15 protein-coding genes are annotated in these 15,608 nt (G+C 55.0%); 10 read left to right on the top strand and 5 right to left on the bottom strand.

Going from position 1 to position 15,608, the window contains the following annotated elements:
- Position 1: 1 nt before the first annotated feature.
- Positions 2-1,372 (top strand): sigma-54-dependent transcriptional regulator, encoded by a 1,371-nt coding sequence (locus HGO37_RS20415; RefSeq protein WP_250984949.1) that lies wholly within the window; start codon positions 2-4, stop codon positions 1,370-1,372.
- Here HGO37_RS20415 and ftrA read toward each other — a convergent pair whose 3' ends face one another.
- Positions 1,373-2,374: a transcriptional regulator FtrA gene (gene ftrA, locus HGO37_RS20410; protein WP_250984948.1), complete on the bottom strand. Its 1,002-nt coding sequence runs from the start codon at positions 2,372-2,374 to the stop codon at positions 1,373-1,375.
- A gap of 82 nt (positions 2,375-2,456) precedes the next feature.
- On the opposite strand from ftrA, the gene HGO37_RS20405 reads away from it, so the two are divergent.
- Positions 2,457-2,849: a rhodanese-like domain-containing protein gene (locus HGO37_RS20405; RefSeq protein WP_250984947.1), complete on the top strand. Its 393-nt coding sequence runs from the start codon at positions 2,457-2,459 to the stop codon at positions 2,847-2,849.
- Positions 2,850-2,909: 60 nt separating this feature from the next.
- Here the strand turns inward: HGO37_RS20405 and HGO37_RS20400 are convergent, their stop codons facing one another.
- On the bottom strand, positions 2,910-3,416 hold the full coding sequence (locus HGO37_RS20400) for a BA14K family protein (protein WP_250984946.1): 507 nt from the start codon (positions 3,414-3,416) through the stop codon (positions 2,910-2,912).
- Between the two features lie 170 nt (positions 3,417-3,586).
- Positions 3,587-4,579, bottom strand: a complete 993-nt coding sequence (locus HGO37_RS20395; protein WP_250984945.1) for a GntR family transcriptional regulator — start codon at positions 4,577-4,579, stop codon at positions 3,587-3,589.
- 155 nt (positions 4,580-4,734) lie between these two features.
- Between HGO37_RS20395 and HGO37_RS20390 the strand changes: the two genes are divergently transcribed.
- The 8 genes from HGO37_RS20390 to HGO37_RS20355 all read left to right on the top strand — a co-directional run bounded on the left by HGO37_RS20390 (position 4,735) and on the right by HGO37_RS20355 (position 13,545).
- Positions 4,735-5,802: an Ldh family oxidoreductase gene (locus tag HGO37_RS20390; protein ID WP_250984944.1), complete on the top strand. Its 1,068-nt coding sequence runs from the start codon at positions 4,735-4,737 to the stop codon at positions 5,800-5,802.
- 203 nt (positions 5,803-6,005) lie between these two features.
- Positions 6,006-6,719: a FadR/GntR family transcriptional regulator gene (locus tag HGO37_RS20385; protein WP_250984943.1), complete on the top strand. Its 714-nt coding sequence runs from the start codon at positions 6,006-6,008 to the stop codon at positions 6,717-6,719.
- A gap of 69 nt (positions 6,720-6,788) precedes the next feature.
- Positions 6,789-7,763, top strand: a complete 975-nt coding sequence (locus HGO37_RS20380; protein WP_405049418.1) for a sialic acid TRAP transporter substrate-binding protein SiaP — start codon at positions 6,789-6,791, stop codon at positions 7,761-7,763.
- A gap of 65 nt (positions 7,764-7,828) precedes the next feature.
- On the top strand, positions 7,829-8,404 hold the full coding sequence (locus HGO37_RS20375; RefSeq protein ID WP_250984942.1) for a TRAP transporter small permease: 576 nt from the start codon (positions 7,829-7,831) through the stop codon (positions 8,402-8,404).
- 3 nt (positions 8,405-8,407) lie between these two features.
- Positions 8,408-9,814: a TRAP transporter large permease gene (locus tag HGO37_RS20370; protein WP_250984941.1), complete on the top strand. Its 1,407-nt coding sequence runs from the start codon at positions 8,408-8,410 to the stop codon at positions 9,812-9,814.
- Between the two features lie 62 nt (positions 9,815-9,876).
- Positions 9,877-10,917 carry an L-idonate 5-dehydrogenase gene (locus HGO37_RS20365; RefSeq protein WP_250984940.1) on the top strand — a complete coding sequence of 347 codons (1,041 nt, stop codon included), beginning with the start codon at positions 9,877-9,879 and terminating at the stop codon, positions 10,915-10,917.
- Positions 10,918-10,945: 28 nt separating this feature from the next.
- Positions 10,946-12,142, top strand: a complete 1,197-nt coding sequence (gene uxuA / locus HGO37_RS20360; RefSeq protein WP_250984939.1) for a mannonate dehydratase — start codon at positions 10,946-10,948, stop codon at positions 12,140-12,142.
- On the top strand, positions 12,139-13,545 hold the full coding sequence (locus HGO37_RS20355; protein ID WP_250984938.1) for a mannitol dehydrogenase family protein: 1,407 nt from the start codon (positions 12,139-12,141) through the stop codon (positions 13,543-13,545). The genes uxuA and HGO37_RS20355 overlap by 4 nt, the downstream gene beginning before the upstream one ends.
- Here the strand turns inward: HGO37_RS20355 and HGO37_RS20350 are convergent.
- Both HGO37_RS20350 and HGO37_RS20345 read right to left on the bottom strand, forming a co-directional pair.
- Positions 13,542-14,399, bottom strand: coding sequence for a bifunctional 5,10-methylenetetrahydrofolate dehydrogenase/5,10-methenyltetrahydrofolate cyclohydrolase (locus HGO37_RS20350; protein WP_250984937.1), 858 nt, complete (start codon positions 14,397-14,399; stop codon positions 13,542-13,544). The two genes, HGO37_RS20355 and HGO37_RS20350, sit on opposite strands and share 4 nt — an antisense overlap.
- Before the next feature lie 10 nt (positions 14,400-14,409).
- The gene (locus HGO37_RS20345; protein ID WP_250984936.1) at positions 14,410-15,570 is read right to left on the bottom strand and encodes a hypothetical protein; all 1,161 of its coding nucleotides are present in this window, start codon (positions 15,568-15,570) and stop codon (positions 14,410-14,412) included.
- Between the last annotated feature and the right edge of the window lie 38 nt (positions 15,571-15,608).

Raw genomic sequence — 15,608 nt, 5'->3', positions numbered from 1 at the left:
CATGGGCATTTCAGGCAAGGTATTTCTCGTCGATGACGACTCCGCATTGCGCAAGGCAATGCGCCAAACACTGGAGCTGGCAGGCCTTGAGGTAACGTCCTTTCCCGGTGCAAAACTGGCATTGGATGCGTTATCTGCCGAGTTTGACGGTGTCATTATCAGTGACGTGCGTATGCCTGGAATGGATGGACTGGAATTTTTCGAGCGAGTCCGCATTGTCGATGCCGATCTGCCCGTCATCCTGATGACGGGCCACGGCGATATCCCGATGGCCGTCGAAGCGTTGCGTAACGGCGCTTATGATTTCATGACCAAACCATTTGCCGCCGAGCGCATGGTGGAAAGCGCAATGCGGGCGCTGGAAAAACGTCAACTCATCATGGAAAACCGCGCCTTGAAGATGGCCGCCGAACAGGCGGAAGGCGACCTGCCGCTGATTGGCCAAACGCCTGCCATGCAGCGTCTTCGCGACACCATCCGCCATATCGCCGATGCCGACGTCGACGTGCTCGTGGCGGGAGAGACCGGTAGCGGTAAAGAAGTGGTCGCGACGGCCCTGCACCGCTGGAGCAAAAAGCGCTCGAAAGGCAACTTCGTCGCGTTGAACTGCGGTGCACTGCCGGAAAGCGTCATTGAAAGCGAGCTTTTCGGTCATGAGGCAGGGGCTTTCACCGGCGCGCAGAAAAAACGCGTCGGCCGCATTGAGCACTCGAGTGGTGGTACGCTGTTCCTGGATGAAATTGAGAGCATGCCGCTAGCGGTGCAGGTGAAGATGCTGCGTGTCCTTGAAATGCGGGAGGTTTCTCCGCTAGGCTCCAATGACGAAAGATCCGTAGACATCCGTGTTGTTGCAGCCGCCAAGGTCGATCTTGGCGATCCGGCACGCCGCGACCAGTTTCGGGACGACCTCTATTACCGATTGAACGTTGTCACATTGTCCATCCCGCCGTTACGGGAGCGTCGGGAGGATATTCCGATGTTGTTTTCCCATTTTCTGTCGCGCGCCACCAAACGCTTCAACATGCCGGTTCCGCAAATCTCCGCCAGCGTCTCGCGTCATCTGGCAGATCACGACTGGCCGGGCAATGTCCGGGAACTTGGCCATTTCGCCGAACGCGTCGCTCTTGGGCTGGAAAGTGGAACACTGTCTGGCATCCCTCCGAAAGAAGAAGCCAAAGCGTCTGGCACGCTAACAGAGCGCATTGATCGGCATGAGGCACAGATCATTCATGAAACTCTCGTGCAAAATGATGGTGACGTCGCTTCAACCATCGCCGCGCTCGGCATTGCGCGCAAGACATTCTACGACAAGCTGCAACGGCATGGCATAAATCGCGCCGATTACACGGCCAAAAAAAATGTCTCTGCCTGATTACACCGGCAAGCGAACCTGTTCGTTCATGAACCGGGCACGATATTCCGCCGGACTGATGCCCATGGTTTGCCGGAAGTGATGACGAAGTGTGTGCGCACTTCCAAACCCGACCGCCATGGCAATGTCTTCCATGTGCTCGCGCCCCTGACAAAGGCGTTGTTTTGCTGCATCAACCTTCACATGTGTCAGCCATTGGCCTGGTGCAGCACCCGTTGCTTCAGTAAAACGCCTGAGAAACGTCCGCTCGCTCATTCGGCAGAAACGCGCCATCTCGGTGATGGTCCACGAGCGGGAGAGATCGGACCGCACGGCGTCCAAAAGCGGAGAAATCTCAACACCGTCACGTCTCGCAACCGGGCGTTCGAGAAACTGTGCTTGCCCTCCGGTACGGTGTGCCGGCATCACCAGACGCCTTGCCACTGAATTGGCCGCAACGGCACCAAAATCCTGACGTACAATTTCAATCATCAAATCGATACCAGCGGCACTGCCGGCCGAAGTATAGATGCGGTCATGGGAACGATAGAGGGACGCATCATCCACGGACACGTCCGGATAACGCGATCGCAGCGCCTCCGCGTAACGCCAATGGGTGGTCGCGACCCCGCCGTCCAGCAAGCCCGTTGCAGCAAGCACAAATGCACCCGAACATATTGATGCCAAACGCGCTCCCCGCGCATGCGCCGCTCGCAAACGATCACACAACTCCGGCGGGACAGCAGCATCAGCCCCCTTCCAGCCCGGCACAATGATGATGTCGGCGATGTCCAGCAGCTCGGGACCCGCATCCGCCGTTACACGTAGCCCGCCATGGGCACGCATCGGCCCGTCCTCCACCGCGCAACTGGCGAACCGATACCAGTTCTCCCCCATCTCCGGGCGCGACAGACCAAAAACTTCGGCAACGATACCAAATTCGAACGTGCAAAGCTGGTCATAGAGCAAGGCTACAACGAGAGGGCCGTTTGGAGGCTGCAGACTATCTGTTACATTTGGCATGATTTTTACGTTTATTGGCATTTACGCCAATTTGCAATCAGAGCCATCTTTGCAAAATGGGCCATGCAAAGGAGACAGATCAATGACCACTGCCGTTACCATCGTAAAACCCGCGCCCAGCCATCTGGCCGTTGAACATTTCGCAGCCGAATTCAGCTTTGAAACCGATTGCTGGGATGTCCACGACTCGCTGTCAAAGGGCGCAGATTTTGTGCTCCTCGATGTGCGCGGGCCAGCGCTCTACGCCAAGGGACATGTTCCCGGTGCCATTAGCCTGCCTCATGGCAAAATGACTGCATCGAAAATGGCAGCTTGGCCTGAAGACACTATTTTCGTGACATATTGTGCGGGGCCGCATTGCAACGGCGCAGCAAAAGGTGCCTTGCGACTTGCTCAACTGGGGCGGCCGGTAAAGATCATGGCTGGCGGCATTACCGGCTGGCTGGATGAGGGTTTCGAATTGGCAGTGCTTTAATCGCAAGGAAGGCCCGCAGACGTCAGCCTGCGGGCCTTTTGACATGTTTGAGACCGCTGTTTAGCCAGCAGTACAGAAGTGACGCTGGCCACTATAGTCGGTGTAGGTACCGGTGCGAGCGTTGAAGCTTCTGTAACGCTGCGAGCAATAGTCATACCAAGACTGCGACCATGGTTCGATCGTGCGGTAAACTGTCCGCGGTTGATAGGCAGGACGCGTTTCGTAAACCGGGCGTGTCTCGTAAACTGGGCGCGGGCGCTGGTAAACGGTCCGCGGAGGCTCAGGATAATAACCGTCGTTCGCGTATGGGTCTTGATACACATATTCAGGTTCGGCATAAACCGGACCACGGCGCGGCGGGTCAATGTAAACAGGACCATCCGGTTCAGATGGACGTGCGAGCGCTGAACCGACGGCCAAGCCAGCCGCAAGACCAATCACGCCGAGGGCAGCTGCCTCGTTGCGGTGACGGCGGTTCCAGTCACCGGCATTCGCTGACTGCAGCGGAACAATCACTGTGGCAGCGACCGCGAGTGCCAGGACTGTTTTCTTTGCAACTGTGAACATTGTCTTCGTCCATCCAGAGGGTGTTTTGTCACCCGTTAAAACATCATGGCATAAGAAATAGTTCCCTCTGCCTGAATGGATGCTGAATGAATTAAGGCACAAGCACGACGTTTGATGCGGCTTGCGAAGTATCAATCTAAACCAAGTGGCAACCCGAAATCGTCACAGCGTCACAGCGGCTCCATGAGGTCTAGATAGGGAAGCTCATCTGGCGTCATTGAATGAGTCACCGCCTGAATACGCATCATGGCTCTTTCGCGGGAAATCTGCAGATGTGCCGTCATCGCGTCCTTGGCGCCGACGATATTTCCGTCCTGAATATGGGTGAGTATCTCCAGATGCTCCGGCAGAAACGGCTCCGTCTCGAACAGATCGGTGGTGCGGGGATAGAGGAAGTGGTGGGCAATCAGCAGTGACTGCGGCAGGCTGATCGCCCGCATCAGTGAACTGTTGCCACAATACCCCAAAAGCTCGACATGAAGTTCCTGCTCAAACCTGTCCAGCGTGCTGCCGACTTGCGGCACTTGGCAATTTATTGCTGATTCGATATTGCCGCGAACCCGGGTGAGAAACCCCTCAGGCAAATTGGGTACGGCTTTTTCCAACGCCAGTGGCTCCAGAACCCATCTTAACTCGTAGAGCTCATCAATATGTTGCATGGTCAGCGCGGGTGCAAACCACCGCGCACTGTCATCTTTCTGAACAATGCCACGCTGCTGCAGGCGGGCCACCACATCGCGTGCAACCGTTCGGCTGACACCGTAATGTTTCGCCAGGATCGCTTCATTGATGCGCCAGCTGGCAAAGGTTGTCCGTGAGACAATCTCCATTTCGATTTCAGAGTAGATCAACTCCCAACTTGGCAGGAAATGTATCTTGGGATCATCATTGGCCGCAGCTTTGGGGGCCGTACTGACAGCCGCTGGATTGGCGAGTGCCAATACATCATAACCACGCGAAGAGGCTTTTTGTATCAGCCCCATGCGCTCAAGTTCCATCAACGACTGCCGGGCAGGTGCGCGGCTGATTCCGAAGCGTTCAGCCACCCCTGTCTCCGTCAGTCGACTGCCAACCTTGATGGCGCCATTACTGATATCCAAGGCCAAAACCTCGCAAGCGCGCTGGTAGAGTTTGGGAGCTGTGCCGGAACCGGTGGTGGACATGGATGATATTGCTCTGGTTTTTCTGGTTCGAAGATGCGGGAAGCGGCTTTGCCTTGCAACAGCTTTGACAACAGATTTTTGCAGATAGCGGCATTGCGTGACTCAAAAATAATGTCTAGTGTACACATCGTACATTTTGGAGGGGAGGAACCGGGATGTTGCAAACCAACGCACAGAACAATGTGTCGCTGGACGAGCTCGACCGGTTTTGTCGTGCCGTGTTTGTCGCCGCTGGCGCAAACACGGCAACGGCAGACGCTGCAACGCGAGCCATGATGCATGGCACCCGTCACGGCGTCGACAGCCACGGTGTCCGCCTTCTTGCCCACTACATCACAGCGCTGAACGGCGGCCGCATCAACGGCGCACCTGATATCAAAAAAATAACAAGCTTTGGCGCCATCGAAACGCTGGATGCAGATGACGCGCACGGTGCCCTTGCCACATATACGGCAATGGACAACGCGATCGACCTCGCCAGTAAGTTCGGAATTGGCGCAGTTGCTATCCGCAACACCTCACATTTTGGTCCGGCTGGCGCCTACTCCATCGAAGCGGCCCGCAAAGGTTATATCGGCATCACATTCTGCAACTCGGACAGCTTTGTCCGCCTGCATGACGGTGCGATGCGTTTCCACGGCACAAACCCGATTTCAGTTGGCGTGCCAGTTTCCGGGGATGATCCGTGGTTGCTCGACATGGCAACCAGTTCCGTCCCCTATAACCGTGTTCTGCTGTATCGCAGCCTCGGCCAAGCTCTACCAAACGCTACTGCATCTGATGAAACGGGCGTTGACACCACGGATGCCAATGCTGCTGACATGCTCGCGCCGCTCGGTGGCGAATTCGGCTTCAAGGGCGCTGCTTTGGCAGGCGTCGCAGAAATTTTCAGCGCGGTGTTGACCGGAATGAAACTGAGTTTCGATATTGCCCCGATGGGTGGCCCTGATTTTTCCAAGCCACGCGGCATGGGCGCATTCGTACTGGCTATCAAGCCGGAAGCATTCGTCGACCGGCAGACATTTGAGTCGGGCATGCAGCGCTATCTGCAGGTGCTGCGCACGTCACCAACCCGTGAAGACTGCAAGGTCATGGCGCCCGGCGACCGGGAATGGCTTGTCGCAGCGCAAAGAGAACGAGAAGGGGTTACTGTTGACCCCGCCACAAGGCAGGCTTTCGAAGAGCTTGCCGAAAAATATGGCTTGGAAATGCCTCTGATCTGAGAGGCAACCATAGCTCCATCGCTGGAAAATACCGGCGGCAACCAGTTTGCCGCCAAGAATTTTTGCGTTTAAAAACACATACTTAATTGTAATATTTATTTACTTTATCGCTTGACTTATCGACTGAAGCAGCTTTAATAAAAAAATTGGTAAGGCCATCTTACCAGGTGTGCGCCAGGGGAGTGGCGCATGGGAGGATCTAAATGTTTGTGGCATTGGAACCGCGCCGCCTTTATCGGCAGGTCGCGGACCAGATACGTATGCTTATCGAAACGGGCGAGCTTTCCGATGGAGCCCGCCTGCCTGCCGAGCGCGAGCTTGCAGAGAGATTTTCGGTATCGCGCCCGACCGTTCGCGAGGCTTTGATAGTTCTGGAAGTGGAGGGATACATCCAGATCCGCATGGGTTCAGGCGTTTATATCAGCCGCAAGACAAGCCCAACGAAGGTTGTCTTGCCCGCAGATGACAGTGACGGCCCATTCGAAATTTTGCAGGCGCGTTGCATCATCGAAAGTGCAATTGCTGAAGAAGCCGCACGCCTGGCGACCCCACAGCATGTGGCGATACTCGACGACAATCTGAAGCGCATGCAGCAGTCGCTTCATGATGCAAAACGTGCCTTGGCCGTGGACCGGGAGTTCCATACGGCCATCGCCGACATCATCGGCAACGCGACACTGAACCGCTTCACGGGCCTGATCTACGATCAGCGGATGACGCCTTACTTCGAGAAGCTGGCAGGTTACTTTGAGGGCCCGCATACCTGGCAGCTGGCAATGGAAGAACATGTGGCGATCCGCAACGCAATTGCGACCAATGACCCATCTGCCGCGCGTGAGGCCATGCGCCTGCACATGATACGGGCGCAAAAGAGATTCTCTGAGAGCTTCGGTGAGGAGTTGGGAGGAGAAGAATAACCCTGTCGTGCTTCTTGCGACGGGATCATGAACATACGAAATCTGAAATCAATTTGGGAGGATTTGAGGATGAAATTCGGATTAAAAACGTTGCTGGGTGCAACTGCTCTGATCATGGCATCGGCACTCGCGGCGCAGGCACAGACGGCCCTGAAGTGGGCGCATGTGTATGAAACAACAGAGCCTTTCCATACGGAGTCGGTATGGGCCGCTGAGGAAATCGCAAAACGCACCGACGGACGTTACAAGATCGACGTGTTCCCAGCTTCACAGCTCGGTAAGGAAGCCGACATCAACCAAGGCCTGAAGCTCGGCACTGTTGATATGATCATCTCCGGCTCAAGCTTTGCAGCCCGTGATTACAAGCCAATTGGCGTGACGTATTTCCCTTATATTTTCCGCGACCCAGCGCATCTCATTGCCTACACGAAAAGCGATGTGTTCAAGCGTCTGGCAAAGGGCTACGAAGACAAGACCGGGAACATCATCGCCGCTGTAAGCTACTACGGCACACGCCACACCACATCCAATACGCCTATTGAAAAATGCGGTGACATGGCTGGCCTGAAAATGCGCGTGCCTGATGTTCCCGCTTACCTCGCCATGCCACGTGCATGCGGTGCCAACACTACGCCGATTGCTTTTGCGGAAGTCTATCTTGCGCTCCAGAACGGCACAGTGGACGCCCAGGAAAATCCGCTGACAACCATAGATGCCAAGAAGTTCTACGAAGTTCAGAAAAACATCGTATTGACCGGCCATATCGTTGACCACCTCAACACCCTGATTTCCAAGAGCCGTTGGGCCAGCCTGTCGGACGAAGACAAGAAAATCTTCGTGGAAGTCATGCAGCAGGCGGCAGAACGCACAACCAAAATCATCGAAGAACGTGAAAACGCCCTCGTCGAAGACTTCAAAAAGCGTGGCCTCACCGTGACTGAAGTTGACAAGGCCGACTTTGAAAAGAACGTGCTGGACAAAGTGACTTTCGAAGAGTTCGGTTACGAAAAAGCTGACTGGGAAGCCATTCGCGCCATCCAGTAATTGCACCGTCCGGTGCCCACCCGGCACCGGACATCCCTTTGGCCTAGTCCACTGGAGCTTTCCAAATGACAGATCAAAAAAACGCGCCCATCAGCGTGGAAGAGATGGCGCATGCCTTCGAGGACGAGGTCAGCGATGTCGACCTGTCTCCTTACGCATTTGAAGACTGGCTGACCATGCTGGTGTTCTGGGGCATGGCAACCAGTGTCTTCCTGCAGTTTTTCACACGGTACGCCCTGAATAACAGCCTTGCCTGGACAGAAGAGATTGCCGCCAACTGCCTTGTGGTCGTGGTGTTTCTCGGCTCCGTCATGTGTGTACGCCAGGTTCGGCACATTCAGGTCGACCTGATTTATCGTTTTCTTTCGAAAAAAACTGGCCGGGTGCTGGAGGTCGTTGTCGACCTCATCAACATCGGATTCTTTGCCTACATCACCTGGTTGATGTGGCGTTACCTCGAAATCGTTGGCGACGAACGTATGGTCACCGTCGATCTGCCACGCGGCATTGTCTTCTACACCGTATTTGCCGCCTACGTGCTGATGTTCCTGCGTTCGCTTCAGAACTTCATCAAGGACATGACAAGCAAAAAAACCGTCCGCGAGCAGGCTGATGAAGCCATCAATACACAGGGAATTTAATCAATGCTGCTTCTGATTGGCTCATTTCTGCTGCTCATGATCATCGGCACACCTGTAGCCGTATCCATGGCAGTCTCCTCGCTTTTGTATCTTGTCCTCTATGGCGTTGCACCTGATATCATCGCCGCCCAGCGCATGATCGCCGGCGTGGAAAGTTTTCCGCTTATCGCCGTGCCTTTTTTCATTCTGGCTGGCAACCTCATGAACAGCGCTGGCGTCACCGGTCGTATCTATCACTTCGCCCTGTCGCTCGTCGGCTGGATGAAGGGTGGTCTGGCGCAGGTCAATATCATCGGTTCTGTGGTGTTCTCCGGCATGTCCGGCACAGCACTCGCTGATGCGGCCGGTATTGGTACCATCGAAATCAAGGCGATGAAGGACCATGGTTACCCCGTCGAAGCCGCCGTCGGCGTAACTGCAGCATCTGCAACGCTTGGCCCTATCTTTCCACCATCACTGCCTTTCGTGATCTATGGCATGATGGCCAATGCCTCGATTGGCGCATTGTTCATGGCCGGTATTGTGCCTGGCATCGTCATGACTGTGTTGATGATGCTGACCGTTTATGTCTTTGCACGCCGCAAGGGCTGGGGTTCGGACACGCCTTTCGAGTTGAAGCAGCTTATGGGTGCATCACTCGAGGTCGTGATAGTCCTTTCCTTCCCGGCAGCAGTCTATCTCCTTGTTCTTGCCGGTCTGTCTGTCAATCTTGCTGTTCTTATCGGTCTCGTAGCTCTGGTTGCACTCGACTGGTACTTCGACTTCTCGGCGGTTATGGCTTTGATGACGCCAGTACTGCTGATCGGTGGCATGACCATGGGCTGGTTCACTCCGACTGAAGCGGCTGTTGCGGCCGTGATGTGGTCTATGTTCCTCGGACTTGTCCGTTATCGCACAATGACGTTCAGAACCCTTGCCAAGGCATCCTTCGACACGATTGAAACCACCGCGTCCGTATTGTTCATCGTGACTGCGGCGTCGATCTTTGCATGGTTGCTCACCGTTAGCCAGGCAGCGCAGATTTTTTCGGATTTCATCTTCAGCCTGACAGACAACTGGTGGACATTCCTCATTCTTGTCAACGTATTGCTGCTGATTGTTGGTGCATTTCTTGATACAATTGCCGCCATCAGTATCCTTGTTCCGATCCTGATGCCTGTTGCAGCACGGTACGGAATTGATCCGGTTCATCTTGGTATCATCGTAACGCTGAACCTGATGATTGGTCTGCTTACCCCACCTGTCGGCATGGTGCTGTTCGTTCTGGCACGCATATCAAAAATGTCTATCGAACGAACTACCTTAGCTATCCTTCCCTGGATGATCCCACTGTTTATCGCCCTTCTGCTGATTACCTTCATACCCGCAATCACATTGTGGCTGCCGACCCAGATGGGCCTGATCCGCTAACACACCATCCGCGCGGTGAAAGCCGCGCGGCATTTCCTTTTTTAAGATTAAAGGCAGATTGAATGCTCACTCGCGTTGCGCGTCTTTACGGCAAACAGGATCTCAAGGTCGAAACCCAGGAGTTCAGCGAACCCGGACCCGGCAACGTGCTGCTTCGTATGGCCGTCGGCGGCATTTGTGGTTCGGATCTGCATTATTATCAGGATGGTGGCTTTGGACCCATTCAGGTGCGAGAACCCATCATATCAGGCCACGAAGCTTCCGGTTACGTAGACAAACTGGGAGATGGCGTAAGCGAACTGACGATTGGCGCCCTGGTCGCCGTCAATCCATCCCAACCATGTGGAACATGCCAGTATTGCGATAATGGCGAACCTATTCATTGCCTCGACATGCGTTTCATGGGCAGCGCCATGCGCCTGCCGCACGAACAGGGCATGTTCCGGGATTGGCTGGTCGTTCCCACAAAACAATGCTTCGCTTTTCCAAGTGACATCACGCCAGCAGAAGCAGCTTGCGCCGAACCGCTGGCCGTTTGCCTGCATGCGGTCGCCCAGGCCGGAGATCTCACTGGCAAAAAAGTACTGGTGACCGGTGCCGGCCCCATCGGGCTGCTGACTGTCGCAGCCGCAAAACACGCCGGCGCAAGTGAAATTTTCGTGACAGATCTTGCCGACGCAGCACTGTCCCGCGCGCCTGCCATGGGCGCCACCCAGACAATAAACGTCATCTCCAATCCGCAGGGCCTTGCACCTTATCAGGAAGGCAAGGGCACATTCGACGTGGTGTTTGATTGCTCAGCCGCTGGCCCGGCGTTGCGTTCCGCATTCGCCGTTATCAAACCGCGTGGGACAATTGTGCAGGTCGGCGTTACTGGAGACATGACCATTCCACTCAATGCACTTGTCGGCAAGGAGGTCATCTGGCGTGGCTCACAGCGGTTTGACCAAGAGTTCGCGCAAGCCGTTCAGGCCATTTCATCGCGTTCCATCGACGTTCGGCCGATTATCTCGCACCACTTTCGGCTGGAAAACGCTGTTGAAGCGTTTGAACAGGCTGGCGACCGTTCCGTTGCCTGCAAGGTGCAGATCACCTTCAGCTGACCTCACTGATTTCTAAAGGAATATTGCAATGAAACATACATGGCGTTGGTTTGGCCCCGTTGACAAGGTAACCGTTCGGGATGCGGCTCAGGCCGGTGCAGAAGGCATTGTCAGTGCTTTGCACCACATTGCAACCGGTTCCGTCTGGCCAATCGATGAAATCCGCAAACGGCACGAAGAAATCAAGGCTGGCGGCCTCTATTGGGACGTCGTGGAAAGCGTGCCAGTGTCGGAAGAAATCAAGACACAGACAGGTGACTGGAAAGATCATATCGCCAATTGGCAGGAAACACTGCGTCGACTTTCTACCACCGGCATCCGTACCGTTTGCTACAACTTCATGCCCGTACTCGACTGGACACGCACCGACCTGCGTTGGGAAACCCGTCATGGCGCGAAGGCCATGCGTTTTGACCTGACCGATTTTGCAGCATTTGACATCCATATCCTCAAACGCCCAAGCGCCAAGAATGACTATCCGGAATGGTTGATCGACGATGCGGCAAAACGTTTTGCAGATATGCCCGACACCAAGATTACTGCACTTGGCAAGAACATCGGCGCGGGCCTTCCGGGGTCTGCCGATGGCTACACGCTTGAGCAATTGCTGGAGAAGTTGCGGACCTATCAGGGCATTGATCGCACCAAGCTGCAATCCAATCTGATCGATTTCCTGTCACAAGTGGTTCCTGTGGCTGAAGAAGTCGGCATCAACATTTGTGCCCATGGCGACGACCCACCTTGGCCACTTCTGGGGCTGCCACGCATTCTCTCTACTGAAGACGATTACGCGCATATGCTGAAACAGGTCGACAGCCGCGCCAACGGCGTAACCCTGTGCACGGGATCGCTGGGAGCAAGAGCGGATAATGACCTGCCGTTTATCGCCAAACGTTTTGCAGACCGTATCCATTTCGTTCACCTGCGCAATGTGACACGCGACACTGACACTGTGCCTTGCTCGTTCTTTGAAGACGAACATCTTGAGGGTGGCACGGATATGGTCGCCGTCATTGCAGCGCTGCTGGCGGAGGAAAAGAAACGCAAGCAGGAGGGGCGTGAAGACCACCGGATCGCTATGCGCCCTGACCACGGCCAGGAAATTCTCGATGACCTAACACGCGGTGCGCAACCGGGTTATCCAGCGATTGGCCGCCTGAAGGGATTGGCCGAATTGCGCGGCATCGAGCGGACCTTGCTTCACTCGCAGTATGGGCGTGTATGACAATGGAGACACTCTCGTCATCCAGCCTTCTACCGGACAACGTCTCGCAACCAACTTACAATCGAAAATTGCTCAAGCCGGGCATCGTCCACATTGGCCTTGGCGCATTTCACCGCGCCCATCAGGCGGTTTTCACCCAGAAAGCCATTGAGAAGACATTTGGCCCCTGGGGTATCGTCGCAGTCAATTTGCGGTCGCCTGAGCCGGTCAAGGCACTACAACAACAGGAAGGCCTTTACTCGGTCATCACCCGTAGCGCAGATGGCGACAAGGCTGACATCATTGGCGTGACGGTTGACTGGATTTGTGCGGCAGAACGGGGAGGCGATGTTATCGCTTACCTATCAAGCCCGGACACCCGTATCGTAACATTCACCGTCAGTGAAAAGGCCTACGGACTTGATCCTGTAACGGGCGGTCTGGACCTGCAACATCCTGCAATCAAAGCCGATATGGCCAACCCGCATACACCAGTTGGCGTGGTCGGTTTTCTGGTTGAAGGCCTCGTCAGACGCCGGGAGCGCGGCCATTTGCCTTTCACGATCCTGTGCTGCGACAACCTGCCATCCAACGGCCATGTGGTGCGTCGCTTGGTGCTGGAAATGGCTGAGCAACGAGATCCAGAGCTCGCGCGCTGGATTACAGAAGAAGGCAAATTCCCCTGCAGCATGGTTGACCGTATTGTGCCCGCGGCAACAGCAGAAACACGGCAGCGGGCGATCTCTCTGCTTGGTGTCGATGATCGGTTGGCCATTGAAACCGAACCCTTCATGCAGTGGATCATCGAAGATGATTTCATTTCCGGACGCCCGGCATGGGAGGCCGGCGGTGCAGTATTTGCCACCCATGTTGAACCATATGAAAAAATGAAGCTGCGGTTACTCAACGGCTCTCACACGCTGATTGCCCATCTGGGCATTTTGCATGACCTGGAATTTGTCCGCGACGTGATGGCCGTGCCGGAATTCGTTGCAAAGGTTGAACGGCATATGGAGGCTGTTGTCGCCACGCTCGATCCGGTTCCCGGCATCGACCTGCCGTTCTACCGCAAACAACTGTTAGACCGTTTTGCCAATCCAACCATCGCCCACCGCACCGAACAGATTGCGCTGGACACCAGCCAGAAACTGCCACAACGCATTTTGTCAGCTACATCTGAAACACTGGCAGCAGGCAGAGATGCAACCACCTTTGCCTATGTGATCGCCCTCTGGATCAAATCAATCCAGAAACGTGGTGATCTCGATGATCCACGCGGCCAAGAAATTCTCGCCGCGGCTGCGATTACTGATCCGACAGATGCCAGCGCACTATACTTCGCGATACCGGGATTGTTCCCGCCGGAATTGGTGAATGCCCGTTCCTGGCGGGATCAGGTGAATGCCGAACTGGCAAAACTTTAACCGGCTCGTTCCGCACAATCGATGAGGTTTGAAAGCAGCTTGGCGCGCGTCAACGCGCCAACAGAACCGTGTCGGGGCGTAACCCAACCGGCAACATCGGCCACATCATTAGCAATATCTGAAACTGCTTCGGAATTGGCATTATAAGAAATGCCGACACCGACAACAGCAGCGCCCGGTTTGATCATATCAGCGGTCACCAGATCAGGCTTTCCGGCCGCCGAAATCACCACATCTGCGCGTTTCGTGTGGCTGCCAATGTCCGCCGATTTGCTGTGCAACAGCGTGACCGAAGCATCAATGCCCGGAAGCGACAGCAACATGGCAAGCGGTCGTCCGGTTAACATGCCACGGCCGATGATTGTGATGTTTTTCCCCACCAACGGCACCTGATAGTGACGAAGAAGTGTCAGAATACCGGAGGGTGTGCAGGCGGTGATTTTCGGAAAACCGGCACATAGCGCACCGAGATTGACTGGATGCAGACCATCAATGTCTTTTGAAGGATCAACAGCTGCAAGAATTGCCTCCCCATCCAGGTGGGATGGCAATGGAAGCTGTACCAGAAAACCGTGAACGCTTTTATCCCGGTTGAGATCGGACACCTGAGCAAGCAAACCGGACATGTCGACGTCGCCGGGCATCCTCAAATCGATGGATTCAATGCCCAAGTCAATGCAATCGGCATGTTTGCGGGCGATATAGCTGTGGCTGGCGGGATCATCCCCCACCAGCACAGTGGCGATCTTTGGTGTCACTCCGGCAGTTCGCAAAGCCGCAACGCGGCTCCTCATCTCCCGTCGCAGTTCAATGGCAAGAAGATCACCATCAAGGACGATTGCTCTGCCAGCCATCTGCAAAACCTTACTTCAGACCAATGGACGGATCGATAAAGCGATTTGTAACGATCTGCTCCGGTGTAACATCTGGATTGGCACGCTCATCCAGCCGTGACTTGACGATCTTCAACATTTCCGCAACGCGCTCCATGTCGAAATCCCCAATGGTCGCATTTTGGCCGTTGCCGATGACACCGGTTTCCACCATGACCTTGGACGCGTTATCAATCAGGTCCATAGGTGTTTTCCACCAGCTGGCGGCAAGCCCAGCCTGGTTGAATTCAAAGATCAGATTGTTTACTTCGGCCGGATCTTTCACGTAGTCGACATGGGCCTGCTGGATCAAAGGAACCAGTTTTTCGAGGCATGGCGCCAGCTCTTCCAGACGGTTTGTCGCGACCGACAGCATTCCGGTATAATTGCGGTAACCGAGACTATCGATCAGCAGATAGTCAAGCGGCTTGCCCCAGTTATTGCCGTGGCTGAACTTGTAGACCTCGTTGGTCACAAAACCCTGATTGAGCCATGTACCGTTGTTCGTAACGAAGTTTTCGCCGTCACCTCGATAGCCCTCAACAAAAACATCGCTCGGCACGCCCTGTTCGACAAGGTAGAGCCCGAATGTCCGCTTGATGGTGGATACATAGATCTTGCCCTTGTCGCTTTCTGCAAAGGCCTTCAGATCGGCGATCGACTTGAAGCCGTCTGGATAGGTTGCCTTATCCCAGAAGAGCGCGGTCGGGGAGTTATCAAGCGGCGCCATCACACCGACGACAGGAAAACGCTTGGAAAAAATGAACGCGTTGTCCAGTTCCTGAAAACCGATCTGCGGTGTCACGCCGGCTTTTGAGTTGCCGTTGTAAAGCGCGGAATAGGCGGTCTCGCCATCGCCAAGACCAACACCGCTGCCGCCTTCCAGCAGCACGAGTTCGATGCCCGTTGCGCCGAGTGGACCGGAATAACGACCGGTTTCCATTTTACCACCGGCACCGATCAACTGGTAAAGCCCGCCATGTTCGGCCTGCGCCAGCCAGTCCTTCTGAATGTAAAGCGGGCTGGGGCACACGTCCTTCAGCGAGGTCGTGTAATGTTCTCTGGCAAATGCGCCGGGCTCCTGCGCCCGCAGCGATGTGGCTGCGGTCGCCGCAATCACAGTTGACAGAAAAAATGCGCTTGTTTTATTCATGGTCGTTTCCCTCATCCCGTTCGCCTCCGCAGCGGCCA

It is taken from the genome of Rhizobium sp. CG4, from assembly GCF_023701965.1.
Lineage (GTDB): Bacteria > Pseudomonadota > Alphaproteobacteria > Rhizobiales > Rhizobiaceae > Agrobacterium.
The sequence above is the reverse complement of the archived record's forward strand: the minus strand, read 5'-3'. Positions and strand labels throughout refer to the sequence as shown.